The organism is Bizionia saleffrena, assembly GCF_008086175.1.
Classification (GTDB): Bacteria; Bacteroidota; Bacteroidia; order Flavobacteriales; family Flavobacteriaceae; genus Bizionia; species Bizionia saleffrena.
In genome coordinates, this window is the sequence record NZ_VSKM01000006.1 from 118,012 (window position 1) to 143,133 (window position 25,122).

The window sequence follows — 25,122 nt, forward strand, 5'->3', positions numbered from 1 at the left end:
TAGTCTTGCTTTGTTAATTACAAATATATTTTTTAATCATATATGGTGTAATGGGTTTTAGTGTTTTGCCTGTTTTAGGGTGTAAGCCTAAGGCCGTAAAAAAGTCTATCTCTTTATTGGTATTCTTTCCATACCAGAATCTTACACTCTTATTCGCATTAAAGAAAATTGAATCGCAATGCAATGTTACTTTTCTAAAAGAAAGTATTCTATCCTCTTTATATAATTTAAGTTGGTTTAAACGGTATTTTTCTGTGTTAAATTCAACTTCGGTAAACCGGTCGTTTTCCCAGACCATCCATTTTTGAGTGTTAATAGTTAGCGCGCTGAATACAATTAGAAGTAAAGCTAGAATGGCAATTGAAAGTGCTTTTATTTTATGCTTAGCCAAAAAGCTACGATTTGGTACACGCGTTTTTACCTCACTTTTTTTCTTGTAACCATTAAAATCATCGTGCCCTAAATAGGTACATAAACAAATAACAGCAAACTGCTTTAATACTACCTTTTCGTTAGTAATCGCAATGGCATTGTTGTAGTGAATGCGTATTATTTTCTCACCATACGGCTCTCCAGAATTTTCAGTAATATAATCTGATAAGAATTCTGCAATATGAGTTTTCTTGATTAAACCTTCTTCTTTTTTTGCTTTTTCGAACGCCTCTTTTAGTAACTTTTTGTGCATCTTTTATACTTAATTTTTATCTGTTTTCCTTATTTAAATTTTTACAGAAATTTTTTTCCTTGTCTTTTCCGAGGCTTTTCCATAGGGTTTCCACATCACTTTTTAAAATCTACATTTATTTGCCACAGGGTTGATTCTTAGCGCTATTGTATAATGATTTGCGAAATATATCAATTCTAAAATGAAGTGGCACAATAAAATGGTATTACGATTTGGGAAGTAATAATACGGTTTTATTTCTGCGCTTCATTCTTCCCAAAAACGAGAGACGTCTCTACACAATTATTGCGAGTTGCTAAGCAGCTCTGTATCCGATTTCAAACCTCGGACAGCCACATTATTGTTCAAATTTAAATTTTATAAAAGATGAAAAAAAGATATAGTATCTTATTGACAGTTCTACTTACGGGCTCATTATTTTCGTGTACACCGCAACATTTAAAGGACGACGGCACTACTATTCAGCAAACGGATGGCTGTTGTGGAGAGGATGGCGGTTTAGATCTTCCGCCACCGCCACCACCAATTGAAGGAAAAGCATTATAAAGGCATTAAACTAAAAATAGTTGTTATTTTTGAGGAATGAAATCATTTAAAAAATCATTCCTCTTTTTTTTATTTATTAGTGTTCTACTAGTTTTTAAATCGGGATTTGGGCAACAGTCGGTAGACAGTTTAACGTATTACACTAAAAGTATAGAGGTTGGACAATCGGAACAGAGTTTGCCTAAAGCGTACCGGTTCTTTAGTAAACATTTTGCGATTGCTAAAGCAAATGATGATGTACGTGCTATGGTTTACGATTTGTGTATTCTTGCAGAACTGGATTTTAAAATAGGTTTTTATGATGCTAGTGAAGCCACCTGTGTTAAAGGCTTAGCTTTATTGGATACGCAAGAAATAAGCGCGTATAATAGCTGGTTTAGAAAATTTTTTTATAATCAGTTAGGACAGGTCTATAAAGAAAAACAGCTTTACAATCAAGCTTTTAAAAAATATTATAAAGCATTGGCTTTGGCTAATAGTTCTTTAGATAGTTTAGTGGCTTACAATAATATTGCTATTGTTTTAAAACACCAAAATCAATTTAAGGAAGCCGAGAATACTCTAGAAAAAGCGGTTGGTTTGTTTGTGCGTGTAGACGATTCCTTAGAAATAGCGCGCGTGTTAGATAATTTAGGAGTTATAAAACACCAACTCAAAAAAACGGAATCTTTTACTTATTTTAAGAAAGCTTTAGACATAAGGAAGCGCAGTGAAAACGTCTTTAGTTTATACCCTAGTTATAAAAGCTTAGCCACCTACTATCTTAGTATAAACGATTCGGCACAAGCTACAAAATTAGCTTTAAAAGCCTATAATGTGGCGGCATTAACTAATAGTTTAACCTATAAATTAGACGCCACAAAATTGAGGTTGCGCGTTGGAGATTACGGCATTGCTAATGAGTATATGCACTTAAACGACAGCTTAGAAGATATAAAACGATCCAGTCAGAATAAATTTGCCTTATTAAAATACAATGTCAGCAAAAGTGAATTGCAATCGGAAAAAGAGAAAAACGAGAAGCAAGTGTTCCAATTTATTGCCGTTCTTGTTTTTGTGTTAGGGCTTTCTTTATTTTTTATAATGAAAACGAAAAACACCAAAGATAAGTTGCAACAAGTTTACATCACCGAAACGCGTATTTCTAAAAAAGTGCATGATGAAGTGGCAAACGATGTGTATCAAATTATGACTAAACTTCAAGATAAATCGCGTATTAATGAAACTGTTTTAGACGATTTGGAGCATATTTATAATAAAACGAGAGATATTTCTAAAGAAAATAGCACGATAGACTTCGGTCTCTATTTTGACGAATTATTATCTGATTTGCTATTAACCTATAAAAGTGCTACAGTAAATGTTATTACTAGAGGTGTTTCAGCGGTGCGTTGGCAATCGGTTTCAGAAGAAAAGAAGATGACTGCCTATAGGGTGCTCCAAGAGTTAATGACCAATATGAAAAAACATAGTCAAGCCTCTTTAGTGTTGCTTATTTTCAATCAAAAAGATAAGAAAATAGAAATAAATTACAGTGATAATGGAGTGGGTTGCAAAATAAAAAAGCAAAATGGACTGCAAAATGCGGAAAACCGTATTCAAACTATAAATGGAACAATTACTTTTGAATCTGAAGAGAATAATGGGTTTAAAGCAAAGATTATAATTTAAAGTATGTTTAATAAAGTTTTAATTTCGGACGATTTAGGAAGTATTAATCAAGGCGTTTTAAGTGTCTTAGATAATTTAGGTATAAAAAACGTGCATCAGGTGCAGTATTGTGACGATGCCTTTTTAAAAATAAAAAAAGCGGTATTAGACGATGCCCCTTTCGATTTATTAATAACAGATTTATCTTTTATAGTAGACCACAGGTCGCAAAGATTTAATTCGGGATCGGAATTAATACAGGCTTTAAGGAAGGAGTACCCTTATTTAAAAATTATTGTGTATTCGGTAGAAGACCGCTTACAACGCGTACGGCTTTTAATGAATGACTACAAGGCGAACGCCTATGTATGTAAAGGCAGGCGCGGTTTAATAGAAATTGAGAACGCCATACATACTGTATTTAATGGCGACTGTTATTTGTCTCCACAAATTGAACAGGCTTTAAGCCCTAAGGCCAATTTAGAACTAGACGATTTCGATATTCATTTAATACAGTTATTATCTGAGGGATTGTCTCAAGACGATATAAGTGCGGCTTTAAAAAAAGAAAATTTTTCGCCGTGTAGTTTAAGCTCTATCGAAAAACGATTGAATAAACTTCGCGTGCAGTTTAAAGCTAATAATGCGATACATTTAATAGCTATAGTTAAAGATTTAGGCTTAATATAAAGCCGCTTTACGGAATACCGTAAAACACACAGTAAACGTTTACTTACTATTGTGTGTTATTAATTTATACATTTTGAGGGAAATGTTAAGAGGCAAGCAGAAATGTGAGCCTCTTTTTTTTGTGATTACGGTTTTCCGTAAGGATGGTAGTGCAAATGGTTTTAAATTTGCCTTATCGATTAGTGGTTTACCCAAAACAGACTTACAACCAAAGTCTGTTTGCTAATTAATATTTAATACAATTTTGAATTTTTGGATTAAAATCACGCAATTATCAATAATTTTAAAATTCAATTCAAGGCCTTGCGGATTCCCGTAAGGCTTTGTTTTTATATAGTCGTAATTTTGGGCTATTCAACTTTATAAAAAAAAATAATGGCTTTAATGCATATCCCATCAGGGGAAGTCCATAAAGGACGAAAAGGAGAAACTACAGCATGTGGTATAAATACTAAAGAACAGTTAGACCATTGGGGCACTGTTAAAAACACGGTTACTTGTAACAAAAAAGGATGTAAAAACTAAGCAGTGGAAAATAAAAGGCTTTTATAAACATTACTCATTATAGTTAATCGCTTCTTTAAGAGGTTTAAAAGAAGGATGATAAGTGTTATGAAGTACTTGAGCCATTTGAGAAGCGGGTATAATACCAATTAAAAGTAGTGTGTCTACATATTATGCCCGCTTTAAGATTAATAGATATTAAAAGCTTAGGAAGGCGTGATTATAAAGGCTTATTGCTTTATAACTAAAGACTCCATAAAAAATTTAATAAAAAATTAAATCGCGTGTCGTATTACTAGAATTAATTATTTAAGGGCTGAATTATTTCAGCCGATAAAATTATATCATAATTGTGACAATCCTTATACAGTGCAATAAGCTGTCTGCACTAAGGTGAATTAGTATTAGTGACTTTAAGCGGTCTTAAAACGTGCAAACTCTGTAAATAAGTCGGTTTTTTACCGCGATCTAATCAGTAACTTATTTAATTTTTAATTATACCAAATTTTAAAAGTATTCAATATAAAAGAGTCTTAAAAACATAACTTCTTTCTTGTTAGTTTGGCGGCATAATTTATTTAATTTTTTAGTTCTTCATAGAAAACGAGACCATCTTTTGGTCTAAACCTCATTCCGGATTACTGTGCTGTTTTCGTACGTCTTATTTATTATGCCTTTTATCGGAATACAGTTAGAAGTCTATCACAAATAATGCGTGCAATGGATGCCATTATCTAAAAATAGACTACTTATGCAGAATATAAGGTTTTAGTTTTTATTAGAAGTTCTGAACTACACTGTTAAAACATATCATCCAACTGATTGGTACTTGTTAAACGACAGCTTTATTACCTATTAAAATAGGACTCTCAATTTTTTATTGGCTTAATAGGCTATTTAGTAAAGAATACTGCATCTTATATAGATGCTTTTTTTTAGTGAAGAATAGAGATGAACGACCTTAATTAAATAAAAACACAAATACATGCAAATTATTTTTAAAAGCCTATTGATACTTCTATTATTATTAGTTTCAAGTAGTCTTAGCGCTCAAGTTGGTATCAACACGATAACACCAGATACCTCTTCTATTTTAGATGTTTCTTCAAACAGTAAAGGCTTTTTAATGCCGCGGTTAACCACGAATCAAAGAAATTCAATTGAACAACCTGCCGCAGGTTTAATGATTTATAATACGACGTTGAATGATGGTCAATTAAATACAGGGACACCCGAAGCACCACATTGGGTAGGTATAAAAAATAAGGTAAGCCCTGCCTCAATGATTGAATCAGTTACTGAAGTTGGGGTTATTAGCACCACGTCCACAGAAGATTTTTTAGTACCAGGTATGACGATATCTCCTAATTCTGGTACTTATATGGTTTTCTTTAATGGCCAAATGTCTCATAAGGTATTTAGTTTGTCTCAAGGTGTTGATGATTTGAGTACTGTCTACGATGATCTACTAGCATACCCAAATGCAGATAATCACGGTGTTACTTTTGGAAACGAGACTTTGAACCCTGGTGTTTATGACGTTGCAGGGGCACATTCGATTTCAGGAAGTCTAACGTTAGATGGAGGTGGTGATCCAAATGCCATATTTATTATTAGGGGTAGTGGAGCTCTTACAATAGGAGATTCTGCAACTGTAAATTTAATTAATGGAGCAAACTCCAATAATATATTTTGGGTAGCTGAAGGAGCTATAACCATTGGTGAAAATTCTATAATGAAAGGAAACTTGATAGCTCATCCTGGAGCGATTACTATGGAGTCTAATGCTGAGCTCGAAGGAAGGATGTTCTCGACCACAGGAGCAATAGTTATGGATTCTGCCACACTTAACGCACCAGTAGGTGTTTCTTTTATAGATTTACGAGAACTTTCGACATTTGTGATATTTAGTTCTAATGGCGCTGTTTCTAATGCGGGTATATCAGTAGTGAATGGAGATGTAGGAGCTGCAGACGGTGATGTCTCAGGTTTTGCAGGTATTAACGGGCATGTCTATACTGAAAATACAACAACAACAAATGAATCAAATGCTGCTACTGCTATTTATAGTATTTATCAGAATGGTATAGAAGTAGCAAATTCTAGTAGAGCAATTACTAGCAATAGTTCAATAGTATCTCTCCAAGTTATGCTGACTGCAATCGCAGGAGAATCCATAGAAATAAGATGGAAAGTTGATAATGGTGAAATGACAATGAATCATAGAATATTGTCATTGATTCGAAATTAAAAATAGCGTTACATTATAAGTCATTAAAATCTTCGATCTATAGCATTTAAGCGAATTAGATGTGCTATTCATTTTTATATTGCGCATTTGGTAGGCCGTTTTAAATTTTAAGGGCAATGCGCGTTAGGGTATCAATAGTTAAGATTTAAGTAATTTTATAATGATGTTGCGTTCAGTTAGCTTCAAGAATAATTAAGATACTTCTTAATCTAATACCGGTTTTCTATATATTTTAATGAATACACACCTATATAATGACTATTTAAAATAAGTATAGTGTTCTGATTATCAGATTTTAACCTATTTTTTAAGGCCGAATTAGTGGGCTTTTAATTTATTTAAAAGTCTTATAATTCTAATAGTTACGTTGCTATTTAGCACTCCAGAATTCACTCTTTCTCAATACGTTTTTAACTTTTATAAGAGATGCTGACGGACGTTAATTTTTTTAGAGTTGTTAAAGTATTCATAACCAATACCTGAAATTTGTTAATTATTTGATGTTTAATTACATTTGAGCATATTTAAACAAAATATAATGATGGATATTTTAGAAGAAGCAACAATCTTTGAAAATGCCAAAATGAGTCATATGTCTACGAGTGATAGAGTGGTAGCTTCAAGAGAGGCGAAACGGCTTATTTTAGCAATCAACGAGATTTACAAGAAGACTAAAGAGACATCCTTAATGGATGCCATGAAGCGCTTAACCGTTAAGAAAAAAAGAATTGAAATTCGGTTAAAAGGAAGACCCGATCCGGGAATTTAAATAAGCTAAGAGACTAATGAATTAAGTAGTCTTAAAAACAGCTTTACTACCGTATTGAACTAATTCTGTTGCAGAATATTTTTGTGAAATTTTTCAATAATATTCTCATACACACTACCTATGTTTTGTTGTGACTCAAAATATCTAGAGTTAGTATTTTTTTTATAAGACATTTTCTAGACAATCATACCAATTAGTTGCGCGTTGAGGTCCCCAATCGCGTTTAAAAATGTGTTCTCACTCTAGGCGTGAAAGAATTAAATTTTCTAATACCTCAGCATTTCTAATTTTTAAATATGTCTCAATAGATTGTTGTTTAGTAGGACTATACCATAATTCTTGACATTTCACCATAACTTTAAAGACAGTGTCCGTCGTTTACCATTATGACGTCACAATATTTTCCTTCTCAATCGCATTAGAAACCTCTTTTATAACTGCAAGTGCAGCTCTTTCACCAGAAATTATGGCAGCATTTAAGGACCCGTTTAATTGTGTGTCTCCGGCAAGATATAAACTACGGGTTAATCGCGTTTCAGAGGGTGACATCTCGTACTTTAAATCGGTTAATTTTGGTAATGCCTTTGGGATATTGTAAAGTTTTAAAAACGTTAAAGAATCCATACCGCAAAGTGTCATTAATTCCCTTTTTACGCTTTCTATGAGTACGTTGTTAGACAGGTTTTGATTATTTGTTACCGTTACCGAGAGCAACTCTTTACCCGGAGTTATCGTGCTTTGTAGACTTGTAGGGTAAAATATATTATTTATTAGTGCTCCCTTTTTAGGGATAAGTCCAATTAATGGCCTTTTTATGACTCTGCTTTGCGTTTCAAAATATAAGGTATCGCAAGAGGTCCATTCGGTTAAATTACTTTTTAAATCGGAAATGAAAGGGCGCGCCTCCGTGGCAATTATAGTAAAATGGCTGTCTAGTTTTGTATTATCAGTAAGCAATATTTCCTTTTCTGTAAGGGATGCGACTGTTGTATTGAATTTGAACGTCGTGTTTTTTAGGTTTTGCGCTAATTGTATCGGAATTGCTTCCATTCCCGCTTTCGGTAAAGCGGCATACCCCTCACCAAACATTTTATAAATAAATTCGAACATTCTACTTGACGTTTCAAGTGCCGTTTCAAGAAAAATACCGCCGAAAAAAGGTTTAAAGAAATCTGTAATCATTTCATTTGAGAAACCTAAATCCGTTAAATAGGATACAGTAGATTGTTCTTCGCTAGCAAATATATCGACTAATGTTTTTTTCTTGAGTTTAGTATTAAGCGCCAGTATTTTAAGTTTATCGGAAAAGTTTCCTATTCCAGAAAAAAGGGTAGGTAATAGAAAAGACCAATCTCTTAAAGGATCACCTATTATTTTTTGTTTATTATTTTTAAAAATGGAAGCGCCAGGTAGTATATTCTGTAGATCTAACGTTTCAAAATCAAGATGTTTTTGAGCAGCCGGGTAGGCCGTTAACAATACTTGGAAACCATGATCTAATCGGTAGCCCTTTACATTATCCGTTTTAACTCTTCCGCCAACACGGTCTGTCGCCTCAATAATAACACAACTATAACCATGATCATTCAAAACTTTGGCAGCTATGAGTCCGCTAACTCCAGCCCCAATAATGTGTATTTTATAATCTTTTTTATACATGCTATTTATTATTTAGTGACAAAGGACACGCTTTTTAAAAGTGTGTTTAATAGACGTAAAGAGGCTTTAATGCGTCCACTGTAAAAGTAACAAAAATTATAGTTGGTTATACCTCAACGCTCTCTTATAGACGTCAACTACCTACTATTATTTCTGTTATCGTAATTCACGGGGCGTAAAACACATAATTAAGAGCTATAGGTTTACCTTACTTTATTTTTTTGTACACAAGCGGCTACGTCCCAGCGGCCTAATTTTTTGATAAATGTAGTGTAGATAAAGTATTGCTTAGGCTTCACAATATACTTATATTAAGAACTTTAAACGTTGATTTGGTAGTGTGGATAGTAGTGCGATCGTAATTTTGTTTAACATTTATTGTTATTCGTTAAACAATTTTGTAGCTTTGTTACGCAGGAATCTAAAATAAAAAAGGCTATAGATGCTTTTATTATCTTTAAGTATAATAAAATAGTCGCTTGCAGAATAAAATAGTGTAAATTTAAAATAACAAATTTATTACCGACTAGCTTTGAATAATGTACGATGTTCCATTATAAATAATGAAACATGTTTTATTGTTCGTAGTTTAAATTAACCAATCAATTAGAAATATGAATTATTTAGTTATTGCTTTCCAAGTTATTGTAGGAATTAGCCTTTTAAATGTATGGCTTTTACAAAGTAAAAAAGCAACACGATGGCGCGGCGGAAATGCGACAACAATAATGGAGGAGTTTAAAGTATACGGCTTATCGGCCACGGTATGTTATATTGTTGGTTTTATAAAAGTAACGCTAGCAATTTTACTAATTGTTGCGATATGGTATCCTGTTCTAAAACAACCAGCAGCTTTAGGTTTGGCAGCTCTTTTATTAGGCTCTGTGGCTATGCACCTAAAAATAAAAGACCCCTTATTTAAGTCCTTTCCTGCCGCATTATTTTTAATTATGTGCTTATTTATAGCTTTCTTTTAAAATTTATATGAAGGAAAGTTTATCGTAATATTTAATACAGATGTACAGATTAATAAGTGCAAAAAGCAGGGAGGGTAATGATTCTAAAAGACTATCTTTTATTTTTAGTCTTACAGCAAATCCCGAAAGCATTAAAAGCGTTAAACCTACTGAGGCTATAAACACCAAATTAGGCGAAAAGAAATACCCGAAAACGAGACCTAAAGCCCCTAATAATTGAAAGTATCCTGTGGCTACTCTTTGTTTTTCAAGACCGAACCTAATAAATTCGGCCTTCATTTTCTTAGACACTAAGCAATTAGTGCCATAAAATAAAAAGGCGCTACTGGATATAAATACAGTGATATGTAATATATTCATTGTGTGTGTGTTGTTTTAATTAATTTTATCATTCTAAAGTTTGTAAATAAAGGGCTCCCTTCTCAAGGTGCTTTTGCTGTGTCTCGACGGGCATTTTATCAAACAGTCTCACTAGCATTCCTAATCGTGGATTCGACAAAAAGAAATCGCGATGGGTATGCATAAATCGCCAAAAAAGGCCATCCCAAGTCGCTTGCCACTCGCCCTTTTTGTAGTTACTCATTTTCATCACGTAATTACTACCACTTATATAAGGTTTAGAAGCCATCAATCCGCCATCTGCAAATTGACTCATTCCGTAAATATTACCAACCATTACCCAATCGTACGCATCAATAAAAAGTTCCATGAACCATTTATACACCTCGTCTGGATCAAACTCGCATAGCATCATAAAATTACCTAGTACCATTAAACGCTCAATGTGATGACAATAACCGGTGCGCAACACTTTTTTTATGGTGACATCAATAGGCACAATACCTGTCGTTCCGTTATAAAACGAAGGTGGTATTTTCTTTTTAAATTTCCAAAAATTAGTAGTACGCGCGTCACTTCCTCTAGCATCATAAATACCTCTTATAAACTCCCGCCATCCTATTATTTGACGTACAAAACCTTCAGTAGAATTAATGGGGATGGTATTCTCTTCAGCATATAATAAGCACGCTTCTATAATTTCTTTAGGGGTTATTAAACCCACATTAAGCATCGGTGTTAATACGCTATGATGTAGTATAGAGTGTTCTGCAACAATCGCGTCTTCGTACACGCCAAACTCCATAAAACGCTGCTCAAAAAAATGATTAAGCCAAGCCTTGGTGGTTTCAAAATTAGTGGGATATAATGGATATTCTGTAAGACTTCCTAAATGATTTGAAAAGTTTTTAGCAACGTACTGTTTTGCTTCTTCATAATACTCATCAACCTCTGGAAATTGAATAGCTGGAGGTGTTTTTTTAGCGGGATATTTTTTTCTATTCTCGGCATCAAAAGACCATTTTCCACCAGTTGGATCGCCGTTAGCTTCCATTAAAATATTCAGTCTTTTCCGCTGTTGTTTGTAAAAGGCGCTTTGGTGGTATTTCAATTTATCTGATTTAAAAAAATCAGCGAGGTCCTCTTTGGTGTTTAAGAATAAAGGTGAATTATAAACGGTGGCTGATATATTATTATCTAAACACCCTTTATCTATTCTTTTTTGAAGCCAGTTATCGGTGGGTTCAATATAATGGATATGTTCAACACCAAGACGTTTCAATTCAGGAATAAGCTGTCTAACCTCTGAAATTTCTGCGATAGCTTCAATATAGAACACTTTAAGATTTTTATCTTTCCGAAGAAAATCGGCATACCGTTTCATTGTCGCTCTATGAAAGGCTATTTTTTGTTTGTGGAAAGGGTACTGTTTAAAAAATAAATAGTCTTCGACGATATATACAGGGGCATTCACTTCAAAAAGTGGAGACCTCTCAAATAACTGATGTGGGAATACTATACTAATGTGTTTCATTTATTGTTTCTGCAACGCGCGCTACAGTATTTTACTTCGTTCCAATTCTTTTTCCATTTTTTACGCCATAGAAATGGGCGTTTACACAGCACACATGTTTTTTCTGGAAGGTGTTGTTTTTTCATCTCTTGGTATTGACATGTATTTGTAATAAACGTATCTTTTCTTTTTGGACAGCGGGATGTTTTCTATGACCCCAAATTTTATCTCTAGCCATGCGTGCACTTTCTTGGAGGTCTACAATAGGCAAGGGGTAATCTTCCCCTATTGTAATGCCGCAAAAAACGTGTTCCATTGCGGTCATTTTCCAAGGTTCATGGATATAGGCAAGGGGCACATTTTTGAGTTCTGGTATCCATTTTTTAATGAATGTACCCTTAGGGTCGTGCTCCTGTGAGTTTTTTACAGGATTATACAAACGCACGGTGTTAATACCTGTGGTGCCTGCTTGCATTTGAAACTGCGGATAATGAATACCTGGTTCATAGTCTAAAAACTGTCGTGCCAAATGATAGGCACCCTCTCGCCAATCTTGATCTAAGTTAAGGGTTAAAAACGACACTACCATAGCGCGCATTCTAAAGTTAATCCAACCTGTTTGTTCCACGGCACGCATACACGCATCGATTAAAGGGTACCCTGTAGTGCCTGTTTTCCAAGCTTTAATAAAAACGTCGTTTTTTTTGTGTGGTAAGAGTTCATATCCTTTATTGATGCAATGGGTTTCGTAACGACATTCCACTTCAAATTTTTGTATAAAATGACAATGCCAATGCAACCTGGTAAGCATTGCCGAAAAAGCCCTGCTATTTTTTGTGCCGTTAGGGTGTGTTCCAATATATTGAAACGCTTGTTTTATACTCAAATTTCCCCAAGCTAGATAAGGTGACAGCCTACTGCATCCCATTCTGCTTTCGGTAGGCTTTGAAATGTGTTTTTGGTAGTTAATTCCTCTTTTATCTGTAAATGATTTTAAATAGCGCCACGCATTCTGTTCGCCAGCGGGTTGATAGTGTTTCGGGTAGTCTGCTAACTGCGCTTCTAATTTTTCTGGTAATAAAAAGGGATGTTCAAGCGGTTCTTGCTCAAATACTGAAAAGTGGTTTTCTATTACCGAATGCTGCATTGTAGCGTGCCATTGTTTGCTCCAATCGTTTCTATTTTTAATCCCTCGTAAAATACCATCTCGTTGCGATTCTTGCCAAATAATAGTATGCGCTTTACAAAATAAACTCACTTTTTTATCGCGTTGCCAAGTGCTTTGAGTTCCACTTTCACGAAAACTAAAAATATTTGTAATAGCGAACGTTGCTTTTAAAAATTCAAAGATGTCTATAGCTTCTCCATAAAAAATCGCTACACTTCTCTTAAACGGTGCTAATGTTTGGTTTAAAGCGCTAATAGAGTGGTATATAAATTGCAAATGCCGAGGGCTAGTATCTGGGTATTCAATAAGTGAGGGTTCAAAGATGTAAATTATACGGTACGGAATACCAGCTTGCTCCGCCTTTAATAGCGGCTCGTGGTCTTGCGAGCGGATGTCGCGTTTTAACCACACAATATTTATAGCGTGGTTTTTCAATACGTTAGTTGTTTTTTACATTGTTTCCAAAAAGCAAAGAAGGAAGGATAATAGCCCTGCACATTAAATAACCATTCTCTAGGTTCTTCTATACCTTTGTAATGCTTGTTTAAAGGATGTTCTTTATAGAAAATGTTTCCGAAGTTATACGTCGTAATAAGAGTATTAAATTCACCGATGTAAATTTGAATATTGGCGATGTTTTCTTCGGAAAATGTAATGATGAAATCTATTGTATTTTGAGATATAGGATATTCTTCAAAATGTGAAGGCTCTAATATTAAAATTCTATTTGCTAAACGCTCTTTTTTCCAAAGTGGGTCTAGATTGTAAAAATTATATATACAGGTGGGAAGCGCCTCATCAATAACAATAATTTTCTGTTTTGGCAAAGGTGTTTTTAATTCTACTTCCGAAGTGTTTTTTAAAATTTCAGGAATTTCTAAGCTACTAAAAGCATCATACGGTACATCTAGAAAGGTGTGTTTTTGTTGGGTGAAGCAATATTTATTAATATTATCTTGATTGGCAACATATTTTTTATTCGCATTTGTGCCAGCCACCCATTGCCAACTTAATGCGTTGCTTGCCCAATCGGCATCCAATAAATGATAATACATCCATTGTGCGGGAACTTTCCAATGACTTTGCCCAATATTACAAGCGATTGAAGCGATGTACATTCTAAGGTGATTGTGTAAATAGCCTGTTTTGTAAAATGTATAAAGGGCATTATCAATAGCTTCAATGCCCATATTCGCCTCCACAATTACTTTTGCAATGGAAGTGTTTGAAACCGGTTTTTGCTCGTGTTTCAAGTCATAATTAATGGCGTTCCCTTTTGAAATCCACACCTGTTGCCAATAATCTCTCCAGGCTAATTCTTGAATAAATTTCTCTATTTGAGCGGGTTTATACCCTCTATTTAAAATTTGAGAAAGAATAAATTTCGTAGAAACAATACCTCTAGAAATATAAGGGGAGAGGTAAGTAACCGAACCGTTGATGTAATTACGTGTTGCACCATATTTAACCGGATCGATAGCGCGAACACGCTCAATAATCTCGGTATAACCGGTCGGGAAAAGAACATTTTCGCGATGACACCAGTCCATTTAACGCTTACTTATTTTATTACCAGAGATAGCGCTTTGACGGGAGCATTTAAAGCGCGTAATATCTGAATTTCGTTTCTTTAAATGTTTCTGACTAACACCGCTGTTCACTCTTTTCCTCCACCGTTTAAAACTCGATGTTTTAAGCTGGCGGCGCATTACTTTAATGACCTCTTTCTCTGGTAATTCAAACTGATATAAAATCGCCTCAAAAGGGGTCCTGTCTTCCCAAGCCATTTCTATAATGCGGTCTAATTCTCTTTCTGTAAAATGTTCTTTGTCTGTAGCCATACTTCCGTTATATTTTTTCCCAAATTAGGTCTGCATTCAAATAAAAACTACCTATTGGATTAAAGTGGCATTGCTCTGGTGCTATAATGGAAAGAAAGGACTCTCCGTTGTCTCTTTTATATAAATGGTATATATGCCCGATAATGGGTTCAAAAGTGAATTTTGCATTAAAAATAAGCGTATTGTATTCAAACTCTTGCATCATTTTATCATACTCAGCTTTAAGCTCTGTATATTTTCCTTTTACCTTATGGTTTATTTTATTAATACTTCTGTTTTTCCAGGCCATCGTATCTGTCGTAGTAATTACTGGAGCGCCAACAGAAGTGGCATAAGGCCGCAGTGACGCATCATACTTTTGCGTTTCTGTATTAAAAACGACATTATCTGGTTTTGTATCTTTTACCATAGTCCTAGTATTATCTTAGCTCAGTTTTTCAAGTTGTTTTATAACCTCTTCCGCTTCAAACGTTTTTTGATCGCTCATCTTTCTATTAGACGTCGATAGGGTATGGGCTTCCTTTAAAAGTTTTTCATACTGTAATTGCAACTTTTCTTTCTCTGATTTCTTTTTGAATAATCCGAACATAATTTCTATTAAATTTATTTTTCCTTGAAAAAATCTTTTCTAGGTTATTCTATAAAGATACAAAATGTTTAACTATTTGGAAATATTGTTAAACAAAATAAATCATAAAGTTTTACAAATTTTGCACAGTGCTACATAATAGTGAGTGCGGTGGGGTGCCTTTTTTTAATGTTTACGTTATTTTCTATCACTATGCAAGAAGTAAAATATAGAAAATGAAGCTCTAAAAATATTCTTTTTTTCGTGCGACTAATAGTAAACTAGATAATTAAATAGCCGTTTAATATTCCTAAAAATAAAAAAATAGGACAACCAAAGGATTGAAAAATACAACCGTAACCTACGGTTTATAACTCTGTTGTGGTTTTGTTTTTTGGAGACGGAGACAACGATAATAATTGGAGCTTTTTGGTGTCTATAAGGGGATGGAAGAGGTTGTTTATAGTAGTCACCGCATAGGTCTCTATCTCATAAAAGTTTAGCGTTTTTTTGTAGTTTGGCTGCTAAAATGACGTGAAAAGTATTAATTTACTTGAGGAGTATACACGAACTTACACTATCGAATTTATTACATTATTTAAATTCATATTTTTTAATTATTTGTTCTCTATTGGCGACGCCAATTTCTCAAACTGTTCTTTATTAGAAACCCTTTGGGAGATTATAGATTAGCTCTAGGTTACGATTTACTTAACTGCAGGTTACATAGAGATGCTACTGATTTTACTTTAGATTATGGTCTATTACCAAAGCAATTAGCACAAGGGGAAATCAGCAAGCATTTTTATTTAGATTTCCGGTCATCTGCTTTAAAGGCGCCCCGCATGTGTAGTATCCATTGAGATTCATCTAGAGGTGAAACGCCTTTGTAGCTCCTTATTTTGTCTTCAGTAATACTGGTTTTTTTATAGCCATCCAGCACTAGTTTAAGACGGCCTTTCCCAGAGGTCGTAGCATTAAATTTTATAGAATAACTCATGGCAGCAGCGACTGAAACTCTGCCACGTAAGATAAAAAAATCATTATCGAAAACAGGAGCATCTATCTGCGCATTCATTTGGTTTAAATCGCTAGAAATGGGCCCTAACAAATCCTGACTGGCTTTTATTTCAAAGGCATACATGGGTTCTAAAAGATCTGTTCCGGCATTTTCTAATGCTTTGAGCACGCCCATTGGTGTCGCTAATAAAAAATCGCCGGGGTTTGAATGAACGGTGTGTTCCGTTCCTGCTATAAGGGTAATGGATAAATCAGTGACTTCATAACCAAGAATGCCTTGTCTCAGAGACCAAGGAATGGCTCGCTTGACCTCATTAATATACTTGTTGCTTATGTCACTCGTTCTTACGTTCGAAGTAAATGAAATGCCACTACCCAGTGGTGCTGGTTCTATCAAGAATGTCATAATGGCCCAGCATGGCTTAGGCATCCAGTAACGCACATAGCCTTCTGCTGACTTAGAGGGCGTTTCTTTATAAATTACTTTGGGTTTTTGGAATTCTGCTTCAATCGCCCATCTTTGTATTAAATTTTCTTTCAGAACCTCAGTTTGAATAGGCCCCAAAATTTTTAAGTGAAACTCTTTTTCTTCCTTAAACCATTTAAAATCTAATATCGGATCTTCAATATTAAGGATCTCTAAAGCTTCCCCCAATTTTTGATACTTTTTTACGTCCTTTGCTATCACTTGCACGCCTAGTACAGCCTTACTAATTTTCGAATAGTGATCATTTAGGTTTTCAGAACCTAAAATATCCCCAGAAAGTATACTATCAGAAGTGGTAACAACGCCTATCTCTCCATGATGTAATTCAGAACATTGGACTAAATCGCCAAGGATTGTTTTAAAAATCTGATTTATTTTAATCCCTTTATCCAGCCGTTGAGATCGAATGACGTCTTTGCTTTTTAGCGTGCCTCCATACACTTTTAGGTAGGCTAACTTTCCTTTTTTTTCATGGAAGGTTACTTTAAAAACTTTTGCAGCGGCAGTTGAGTAGTCGCTTTTAGGTTGGGGGATGAACGTTAAAATACTGTTTAATAATTCCTCTATGCCTAGGCCTAATTTGGCACTACCGAAAAGCGCACCATAAAGTCCTCCAGTTTTTATATTTTGTTTTCCTTTCTTTAAAACTTGTCCCAAATCAGAGGTTTCTCCTTCCAGATATTGCGCGAGAAAAGTCTCGTCGCATTCTGCTAGATTCTCCAGTGATTTTTCAAGGATCTTTGAGTCTGTATGATTACTACAATTTGTAAACGATAACAATTTGGGATTATCTATATTAGATACATCCGGATAATTCAAAGCGAAAAGCTTAGCGCCTAAGTCTTTTTGAAAATCTAAAAAAACGTGTTCTACATCTACGCCAGCCCTATCTATTTTATTAAAGAAAATGATAACAGGTAGTTTTCGCTCGATTAAGCTCTCCCAAAGGTTAAGGGTATGGGCTTGAACGCCTTCCTTGGCAGAAACCACTAGTATTACACCATCCAATATCGAAAGAGATCGATCAACTTCAGCCGAAAAATCAATATGCCCTGGGGTATCTACCAACTGGACTAAACTATCCTCCCAAGAGAAATTAACGGATGACGCTTTGATGGAAATCCCTCTACTTTTTTCCATAGTTAAACCATCAGTAATGGCTGAACCTTTATCGACACTACCCAGAGATTTAGTTGTCCCTGAATGGTGCAGCAGACACTCGGTAATTGAGGTCTTCCCTGCATCTACATGCGCTAAAATCCCTATGGTTAAAACTGTTTTATCTAACATAAGTTGGGGAGTGTAGACCTAAGCATATCCCATTATTTTTAGATGACATATCTTCTGGCGAGGTTTGTTTTTAAAGATTACTTTATTAATTTTTTTACAAGTTGATAATTATTAACGAGGACTTAAGCTGAAACTTGAAGTATTCTTTCTAATTCCCTTAACCTTAAAATTAACCCATTTTTGGACCAGCTGTTGTAGGCGTAATTTTTTCTTGATTCTCATTTGCTAAGATATTTATACATATAAGTATGTAAATTAATGTAAAAGTATACTTATATGTAGTCTTTAAAGTTTTTAATGATGCAAATACGTCTGATTAAGTTTGCGTAAAAGGGATTGATTTAAATTAAAACCAACGAGTTGTGAACGTTTAGTTGTGTTAGCTAGCAACTAAATTAGTAAAGGAAAACTGAATAGAAGATCTGCTAGGATTTTCGTAAGTAGGCTAAAACTATGTAATTTTTTATATACGGTGTGTGCCCAGTATGGGCATCTTTAACTTACTGCAGAGTAAGTAATTAAACTAGAGGGTTGCAAGTCCCTTATGCGCTGGGGTAACGCCTAGAAGCATTAGTAAGTGGCAAGGGCGGTAACTGTGAAGTAGCTCTGAAGGAAGAGAGACTACAACACTCGGTACTGATCCCTTCGACTTCGCTCAGGATAGACCAAGCAGAAACGGTATACGAGACCCGTACGTATGGTGGTGTGAGAGGCGCACTCCGTTCCTATTTAGGAGAGGAGCCGTCTACTCGATTAACGGTTTGTTGTTTTTTCCTGAATACACAGTCATTAATAACGTAATATTTTCTTTTGTTAGTCCGATATTCATTCCTGCATTTATATGAAATTTTAATTGAAGTTGTACATTTCCCAAGGCTATGAATGCAGCAATTTGTCTATGTTTATTACCTGTCTTCTTTTTTATGCTTCTAAAAATTGTACAAGTTTAGACCAATGTTCTCATCATAATAGCGATTAACGGTTCCATCAAAACTTTCTATAACAAATTCTCCAGCTCCATTAATTTTGGCTGTAAGCAAGTGTCCCGCTAATGCCGTGTAATCGTTACGTCCAAGTGTTACATGCATGTGTATGTAGTGGTTATCATTTTGTTGAGATATATTGCCTGTTAAGTTGGTGATTTCCATTTGTTCGGTGAAAGTTTTATCTACAAATTCTTTAGTCGCTGGATCAAAAAATCGTAAAGTAGCTTCACTTACAGCACCAAGACCTGAAATTGTTCCTGCTTTTATATTATGTTCTTCAACAAACGCAGTGATTGCTTTTGTAATCTCAGCATGGTTTTGAATACTTACAACATACTTGTTACCAAACTGCTTGTACGTGTACAGTTTAGAATTTGATTGTGCGTTTGCTAAAAAAGATACTGCAAAACACAGTACTATTAAAATTGAACGTTTCATTTTGTATAAAATTTTAAATTTAATAAGACTCCGTTATTATATCTATCGTTAAACTATCGGCCTTTTTCCAAGTTCGGTCTTTAATATTACAAAATGCTCTGTTTGATTATGAAAGTCGATCGCTTCCTGAGATTTCCATTCTTCCAAAATTATGATCTTTGAGCTGTTATTAATATCTTGATGCAATATATACGAGATATTACCTTCCTCTTTTCGTGTGGCATCAGTAACGGTTTGTAGCATATTTAAGACATCTTCCTTAAATTCGGGTTTAACAATAATTGTAGCTATAATTTTTAATTTACTCATAATAAATACTTTTAATTTTTTCGTCATACTTTTTTTTTGAGTCCAGACTATTAATATGAACTTTTAATTGAGGTTGAACAGTTCACGTTGCCTTTTTTATCTATTTCATATTATGTAGGATGTTTGTTTTTCAATAACCGCTAACGGTTAGTATATGAAAAGTAGGCGATTTGCAAGCACAAAACTTTCGGTTAAGTACAAAGTTTGATACGAGCCACAAGCCTTGGATTTAGCACTATTTCGCCTATTTTTTTATTTTTATATACATCTTAAGTTAGCTTTGAGTGTCTTTTAGATTATAATCAAATTCTTTTTTTAAATTTCCGCAAACTTGCTCAAAATTTCGATGGAGTAATTTTCCTTTTTATTAAGAGTTTGAGTGAACATTTCCGTAAACTAGCTAAATTCAATTTAAGGGACAAAGTGCATTCTTTTTAATTTTCCTTTTTCTATTTGTCCTTTGTTATTTGCTTTTAAAAATTCGCCTGTTTCAACATTCAAACATGTTAACCACATACCTCCGTGTGCATAAGTATCTATGCAAATGGTATGTTTAAAATTTGCTATTTTTCCGTTTTTTCGAGCAGTATGTCCGCAAATCACAGTTTTTATTGGATCATATATTAGAGGTGCTTCAAATTTCTTGAAAAATAAATCATGCTCATTCTGTTCCTCTAAACGCTTGTTTTCTTCAAGTCCTGCATGTACGAATATAAATTCTCCAATTTCTAAATAGGGCAAGCAAGAATTAATAAAGTTCCAATGCGATTTATCTATCTGATTCATCCAATTTTGGTTATCACCAATTTTATATGAGTTTAATGTAAGTGATCCTCCATAATCTTCTAGCCAATACTCAAATATTTCAGTTGAAGATTTGGCACGTGTCATCATTATCTCATGATTGCCAAGAATAAATTTGAAGTCGAATGTTTTACTTTTTTCAATTAACCAATCAATAACACCTTTGCTATCAGCTCCCTTATCAACGTAATCTCCAAGAAAAACTACTTTATCATCTTCCTTTATCAAACCATGTTGAAAAATAGTTTTTAATGCGTTTATACTGCCATGTATATCTCCAATTGCGTAAATCGCCATAATTACTTTTGTTTTTATACTGTGTAACCCAAAGCTTATATTAAGTTTGTTTGACTGCTGATTATCATTAAAATTCTAGTAATTTACTTTTGACTTATTTTTTAATTTATTTTCTATGATTGGGTATAGGTTGTAGGTAGGATAAATTTCTGTAGTAAAAGCTTTCCATGCGGTTCTTTCAATTGCCAAATTTACAGCGGATAGTTTTGACGCAGGAAGTTCTAATACAACTACTTGACCAAGCCCCATAACTACAAACCAATTAACTACAGAAGTACCTTCTGGTGGAAGATTTTCATAAAACCCTTGATCGGTTTTAATTTTTTCAATCTCATTTAAATTCATGCTTTGATCATGTTTAAGAAAGATGGTTAATAACAACTTGTCATTAGCTTTTTCAGAGCTGGGTTTGGAATCAAGCACTACCTTTGCCTTATTTTTTAACTTATGTTCTATAATAGGATACAAATTGTAAGTTGCATACATTTCTGTTGTAAAAGCCTTCCATGCAGTTCTTTCAATTTCTAAATTTACAGCTGATAATTTTGAAGCAGGAAGTTCTAATATAGCCACTTGGCCAAGTCCCATAACCACAAACCAATTAACTACAGAAACACCTTCTGGAGGAAGATTTTCATAAAACCCTTGATCCATTCTTATCTCTTCAACCTCATTCAAAGTCAAGCTTTGATCATGTTTAAGGAAGATTGTTAGCAACATCTTGTCATTAGCTTTTTCAGAATTGGAGGTTTCAGCATGCGATTGTGAATAACCCGTGAATTGTAGTACGAATAATCCGAGTAATAATGCGTATTTCATATTTTATAACTTTTATATTTTATTGTCAGATTTTAGATTTTATTCTACTTAATGTTTCTTGTGATATATTTATATAAGAAGCTACTATTTTGTTTGGTAACCGTTTAACAATATTTGGGTTTATTTTAAATAACTGATTATATCTTTCTGAAGCATTTAAAGTAGTAAAAGACATTAATCTCTTTGAATTATTTACATAGGCTTTTTCTAAATATATATTATAAAAATCCTTCCATTTGGGAATAATTTGCATAAGATGCCTAAAGTCATCGTGACTAATGTAAAGAAGTTCGCTATTTTCAATAACTTGAATTGTTTCTTGGGCAGGTTCATTAGTTATAAAACTAACCAGTTCTGTAGCAAATTGATTTTCAAATGCAATATAACGGGTAACGTCTTTACCATTATCATCTATGAAAAATAATCTTAGACAACCTTTTTTTACGAAATAACTAACCTGACTAATTTTTCCAGTAGAAAGTAAAATCTCATTTTTACTTTTTTTTATTGTTTTAAAATAAGACAACACGATTTTCAAATCTTCATCTTCAATAGTAATATTCTTTTTTATGAAATTAGTGAGTTCGATATTATTTGTCATTTATTTATAGTCTCTAACAAATTTTCGATAATGGATAATATCCTGTATTGATAAGACCATTAAATTATATGTCTTTGCAAATTCTATGATTGTATCCGTTTTTGCCATTGTTCCGTCATCATTCATTAATTCGCACAGTACTGCTTCTGGTTGTAAGCCTGCTAGTTTCATTAAATCTATACTACCTTCTGTATGGCCTTTTCTTCCTAGAACACCTTTGTCATTAGCTCTCAATGGAAATATATGACCTGGTTTTGCCAAATCACTACTTTTAGCTTTTTCATTGCTCGCAGCTTGAATGGTTGTCAATCTATCCTTGGCAGAAACCCCTGTAGTCACACCATCTTTTGCTTCTATTGTCACAGTGAATGGAGTTTGATAACTACTTGTGTTCTCCTTTACCATATAAGGCAAATCAAGAGAATCGGCTTTTTCATTTGTTAAACAAAGGCAAACAATACCACTACATTTTCTAATCATAAGTGCCATGTGATTATTGGTCATGTTATGAGCCGAGAATACCAAATCACCTTCATTTTCTCTGTCTTTATCATCAATTAAGATAACTCCATTTCCATTTCGAAGATGTATTAATGCTTTTTCTAACTGTTCCTGACTTTCGGTACTAGTCGATTGTATCGTATCTAATTCTGCTAATTCCATTTTTAATTATTTTTAATTTTTAGATTAGCAAAACTAATATTGTTTCAAGCCAAACTATTTGACGTAAGTCAATAAATTAATCTATTTAATAAATACTCAAGTAAACTTTTACTCATAAGGCATAATTTATAAATAGGACATTTTGTTATTGGTCAGAGGAATGAGTTTAAAGAGAATGGGGTTTAATTAATAACAGTTCTTTAAATACTGTTATTTTTTCCGCATTAAAGCTAACGTTGATGTATAAGTTTTGTTGTGTTGTTTAAGTAGTGAATTTAGTAAATTAAACACGAACGTCGAAATTCCAGAGGAATTTCCCAAGTGAGCTAAAAGCAGTAATAAAGTTTAGACGGTGTGTGCCCAGTATGGGCATCTTTAACTTACTGCAGAGTAAGTAATTAAACGCAAGTCCCTTATGCGCTGGGGTAACGCCTAGAAGCATTAGTAAGTGGCAAGGGCGGTAACTGTGAAGTAGCTCTGAAGGAAGAGAGACTACAACACTCGGTACTGATCCCTTCGACTTCGCTCAGGATAGACTAAGCAGAAACCGTATACAGAGGCCTATTTATTCGGGTAAGCAAGCACGCCATTGCACCGCACAAAACATACCAAAAGCGTAGTGCGGTGGTGTGAGCGGTGTACTAGTAATTATTTTATTTACAGTCGTCTACGCGATTGTAGCCAGTCTCCACTTCATTAATTTCACTAATTTTTCTTGAGAAAAGCAGTTATTTCTGAAGGCTCTGCTCTGTTGCGGTAATCGGCATCTAAAAAAGCATAAATAATTTCTCCACTTTTGTTTATGATGTATGTTGCTGCTAAAGGTAGCTCATTTGATTTGTCACCATTGTAGCCGTTCATATCAAATGATTTATTGTACATTTCTGCAACTTCATCTGTGAGTTTAAATACGATTCCATATTCCTTGGCAATTTTATTCCCAAGGTCACTTAGAACTTCAAATTCTAAATCATGTTTTTCTGCTGTACTAATTGATTTGTCAGGTAATTCTGGTGTTAAGGCAATTAATGTAGCCCCATTTGCTTTAAAGTTTGGTAATTCTTGTTGTAATTCGTGTAATGTGATATTACAATATGGGCACCAACCACCTCTATACCAAGTCAAAACTACATTACCTTTTTTTAAATAATTATTCAGTTCTACAGGCTGTCCCAGTGCATTATTTAGCGTGAAATTTGGAGCTTTTTCACCTACTTGTTTTGCTGAGCTAACGATTCCACTTTTCTCAACAGACTCTTGACCTTCTTTATAGGCTCTTTTTTTATTGTCATCTGCTTTAAGTTCAAAATTTTCTTTCTTTTCATCCAATTTTGATTTAAGGGATGTTCTGTTATTGTTTTGCATACCGCTCTCTTTTTTAAAATCTTCTTTTGTTAATCCATTATTGAATTTAATATCCGACCAAGTTACCTTGATCCATTCAGTACTATCTACAGCGGCATTCCAAGTAGATTTTTTGTACTTCCGTTTTGTTGGTAATAACATACCTTCTATTTCTTCATACTCAAGCTTCATTAAATTTGGAATTTCCATTTTTCCAAAGTCAGCAACAGTAAAAAGAAATTGATCGACTAATAATGTTTCTTTATTGATGTAAAGATGGTAGATGTCAGTAGGCTTTTCATTAATAGTGTTAAACGTGATTTTTACTAAATCATAGGTTTTATTATCTATTGTTTCTTCTCCAAGATGTTCATAATTTAATCCCGGATCCAATAATTTTTGCATCATAGTAAACCAATAAAAATTGGTAGGTCTATTAAAAGCAACCCTTTTTAAAGCGGTTTTATCTGTAATTATTTTACCGTTGTGTTTTATCCAAAACTCATTTCCGTCAAACCCTTGTTCTATTACTCCTTCAAGTTGAGGCAATGTTCTCTCATGTTGTTTATAGTTTCCATAAGATAACTCTCCATCAAAAATGTATTTCTCTGTCGAAATATCAGCTTTAGTATCTGGAGTTTGGTATGTGTAGGTGTAGACTACATCTTTTTTGTTGTAAAGACTAGTGTAGTTTCCTACTTCCTGTACCATTTTATAAACCAGTTCGTGCCCTTTGTTTTTAAATGTTATAGCAGTTTCCTCTTCTTGATTTGTTGTCTTATCATTTTTGCATGATAAGAATATGCAACTTAAAATGATGCTTGTTAGAATAGTTGTTTTCATTTTTACCGATTAGTTCTGTTAATACTTTCTTAAATGTTTTATCTAAATAATCGTTTAGATA

Annotated in this window: 25 protein-coding genes; 7 read left to right on the forward strand and 18 right to left on the reverse strand. The window is 33.9% G+C overall.

Annotation, left to right across the window (positions count from 1 at the left end; all coding sequences use genetic code 11):
- Nucleotides 1-13: 13 nt before the first annotated feature.
- Complete coding sequence (locus ES676_RS07320) at nt 14-685, reverse strand: hypothetical protein (RefSeq protein WP_148369674.1); 672 nt, start codon at nt 683-685, stop codon at nt 14-16.
- Between the two features lie 366 nt (nt 686-1,051).
- Here ES676_RS07320 and ES676_RS07325 point away from each other — a divergent pair, with 366 nt between their 5' ends.
- The 6 genes from ES676_RS07325 to ES676_RS07345 all read left to right on the forward strand — a co-directional run bounded on the left by ES676_RS07325 (nt 1,052) and on the right by ES676_RS07345 (nt 7,095).
- A complete protein-coding gene (locus ES676_RS07325) occupies nt 1,052-1,231 on the forward strand; it encodes a hypothetical protein (RefSeq protein ID WP_148369675.1) in 180 nt (59 codons plus the stop codon).
- Between the two features lie 36 nt (nt 1,232-1,267).
- On the forward strand, nt 1,268-2,902 hold the full coding sequence (locus ES676_RS07330; protein ID WP_148369676.1) for an ATP-binding protein: 1,635 nt from the start codon (nt 1,268-1,270) through the stop codon (nt 2,900-2,902).
- Nucleotides 2,903-2,905: 3 nt separating this feature from the next.
- A complete protein-coding gene (locus tag ES676_RS07335) occupies nt 2,906-3,571 on the forward strand; it encodes a DNA-binding response regulator (RefSeq protein WP_148369677.1) in 666 nt (221 codons plus the stop codon).
- A 375-nt stretch (nt 3,572-3,946) separates the two neighbouring features.
- A complete protein-coding gene (locus tag ES676_RS14705) occupies nt 3,947-4,096 on the forward strand; it encodes a hypothetical protein (protein WP_170234437.1) in 150 nt (49 codons plus the stop codon).
- A gap of 964 nt (nt 4,097-5,060) precedes the next feature.
- On the forward strand, nt 5,061-6,326 hold the full coding sequence (locus ES676_RS07340; protein WP_148369678.1) for an ice-binding family protein: 1,266 nt from the start codon (nt 5,061-5,063) through the stop codon (nt 6,324-6,326).
- Between the two features lie 541 nt (nt 6,327-6,867).
- A complete protein-coding gene (locus tag ES676_RS07345) occupies nt 6,868-7,095 on the forward strand; it encodes a hypothetical protein (RefSeq protein WP_148369754.1) in 228 nt (75 codons plus the stop codon).
- A gap of 384 nt (nt 7,096-7,479) precedes the next feature.
- Here the strand turns inward: ES676_RS07345 and ES676_RS07350 are convergent, their stop codons facing one another.
- A complete protein-coding gene (locus tag ES676_RS07350) occupies nt 7,480-8,754 on the reverse strand; it encodes an FAD-dependent oxidoreductase (protein WP_148369679.1) in 1,275 nt (424 codons plus the stop codon).
- Nucleotides 8,755-9,368: 614 nt separating this feature from the next.
- On the opposite strand from ES676_RS07350, the gene ES676_RS07355 reads away from it, so the two are divergent.
- Nucleotides 9,369-9,731, forward strand: a complete 363-nt coding sequence (locus tag ES676_RS07355) for a DoxX family protein (RefSeq protein WP_148369680.1) — start codon at nt 9,369-9,371, stop codon at nt 9,729-9,731.
- A 3-nt stretch (nt 9,732-9,734) separates the two neighbouring features.
- Here the strand turns inward: ES676_RS07355 and ES676_RS07360 are convergent, their stop codons facing one another.
- From ES676_RS07360 to ES676_RS15085, 16 genes are all read right to left on the reverse strand, one after another.
- Complete coding sequence (locus tag ES676_RS07360) at nt 9,735-10,091, reverse strand: DoxX family protein (RefSeq protein WP_148369681.1); 357 nt, start codon at nt 10,089-10,091, stop codon at nt 9,735-9,737.
- 28 nt (nt 10,092-10,119) lie between these two features.
- Nucleotides 10,120-11,604 carry a cryptochrome/photolyase family protein gene (locus ES676_RS07365; protein WP_148369682.1) on the reverse strand — a complete coding sequence of 495 codons (1,485 nt, stop codon included), beginning with the start codon at nt 11,602-11,604 and terminating at the stop codon, nt 10,120-10,122.
- Nucleotides 11,601-11,729: a DUF2256 domain-containing protein gene (locus ES676_RS07370; RefSeq protein ID WP_148369683.1), complete on the reverse strand. Its 129-nt coding sequence runs from the start codon at nt 11,727-11,729 to the stop codon at nt 11,601-11,603. The genes ES676_RS07365 and ES676_RS07370 overlap by 4 nt, the downstream gene beginning before the upstream one ends.
- Complete coding sequence (locus ES676_RS07375; protein WP_148369684.1) at nt 11,726-13,186, reverse strand: cryptochrome/deoxyribodipyrimidine photo-lyase family protein; 1,461 nt, start codon at nt 13,184-13,186, stop codon at nt 11,726-11,728. The genes ES676_RS07370 and ES676_RS07375 overlap by 4 nt, the downstream gene beginning before the upstream one ends.
- Complete coding sequence (locus ES676_RS07380) at nt 13,183-14,301, reverse strand: FAD-binding domain-containing protein (protein ID WP_148369685.1); 1,119 nt, start codon at nt 14,299-14,301, stop codon at nt 13,183-13,185. Before ES676_RS07380 ends, ES676_RS07375 begins: the two co-directional genes overlap by 4 nt.
- On the reverse strand, nt 14,302-14,592 hold the full coding sequence (locus ES676_RS07385) for a TIGR03643 family protein (protein ID WP_148369686.1): 291 nt from the start codon (nt 14,590-14,592) through the stop codon (nt 14,302-14,304). It lies immediately after the preceding gene.
- 7 nt (nt 14,593-14,599) lie between these two features.
- The gene (locus ES676_RS07390) at nt 14,600-15,001 is read right to left on the reverse strand and encodes a DUF2452 domain-containing protein (protein ID WP_148369687.1); all 402 of its coding nucleotides are present in this window, start codon (nt 14,999-15,001) and stop codon (nt 14,600-14,602) included.
- Nucleotides 15,002-15,016: 15 nt separating this feature from the next.
- A complete protein-coding gene (locus ES676_RS07395; RefSeq protein WP_148369688.1) occupies nt 15,017-15,181 on the reverse strand; it encodes a Lacal_2735 family protein in 165 nt (54 codons plus the stop codon).
- A 784-nt stretch (nt 15,182-15,965) separates the two neighbouring features.
- Nucleotides 15,966-17,957, reverse strand: a complete 1,992-nt coding sequence (locus tag ES676_RS07400) for an elongation factor G (RefSeq protein WP_148369689.1) — start codon at nt 17,955-17,957, stop codon at nt 15,966-15,968.
- A gap of 929 nt (nt 17,958-18,886) precedes the next feature.
- Complete coding sequence (locus ES676_RS07405) at nt 18,887-19,381, reverse strand: PPC domain-containing DNA-binding protein (RefSeq protein WP_148369690.1); 495 nt, start codon at nt 19,379-19,381, stop codon at nt 18,887-18,889.
- A 48-nt stretch (nt 19,382-19,429) separates the two neighbouring features.
- Nucleotides 19,430-19,717, reverse strand: coding sequence for a putative quinol monooxygenase (locus tag ES676_RS07410; protein WP_215731642.1), 288 nt, complete (start codon nt 19,715-19,717; stop codon nt 19,430-19,432).
- Nucleotides 19,718-20,101: 384 nt separating this feature from the next.
- Nucleotides 20,102-20,791: a metallophosphoesterase family protein gene (locus ES676_RS07415; RefSeq protein ID WP_148369691.1), complete on the reverse strand. Its 690-nt coding sequence runs from the start codon at nt 20,789-20,791 to the stop codon at nt 20,102-20,104.
- 75 nt (nt 20,792-20,866) lie between these two features.
- Nucleotides 20,867-21,610 carry a hypothetical protein gene (locus tag ES676_RS14940; RefSeq protein ID WP_211357859.1) on the reverse strand — a complete coding sequence of 248 codons (744 nt, stop codon included), beginning with the start codon at nt 21,608-21,610 and terminating at the stop codon, nt 20,867-20,869.
- Between the two features lie 25 nt (nt 21,611-21,635).
- Nucleotides 21,636-22,211, reverse strand: a complete 576-nt coding sequence (locus tag ES676_RS07430) for a Crp/Fnr family transcriptional regulator (protein ID WP_148369692.1) — start codon at nt 22,209-22,211, stop codon at nt 21,636-21,638.
- A complete protein-coding gene (ribB, locus tag ES676_RS07435; protein ID WP_148369693.1) occupies nt 22,212-22,874 on the reverse strand; it encodes a 3,4-dihydroxy-2-butanone-4-phosphate synthase in 663 nt (220 codons plus the stop codon). It abuts the gene before it with no gap.
- A gap of 705 nt (nt 22,875-23,579) precedes the next feature.
- Nucleotides 23,580-25,061 (reverse strand): peroxiredoxin-like family protein, encoded by a 1,482-nt coding sequence (locus ES676_RS15085; RefSeq protein WP_246124361.1) that lies wholly within the window; start codon nt 25,059-25,061, stop codon nt 23,580-23,582.
- Nucleotides 25,062-25,122: the final 61 nt, after the last annotated feature.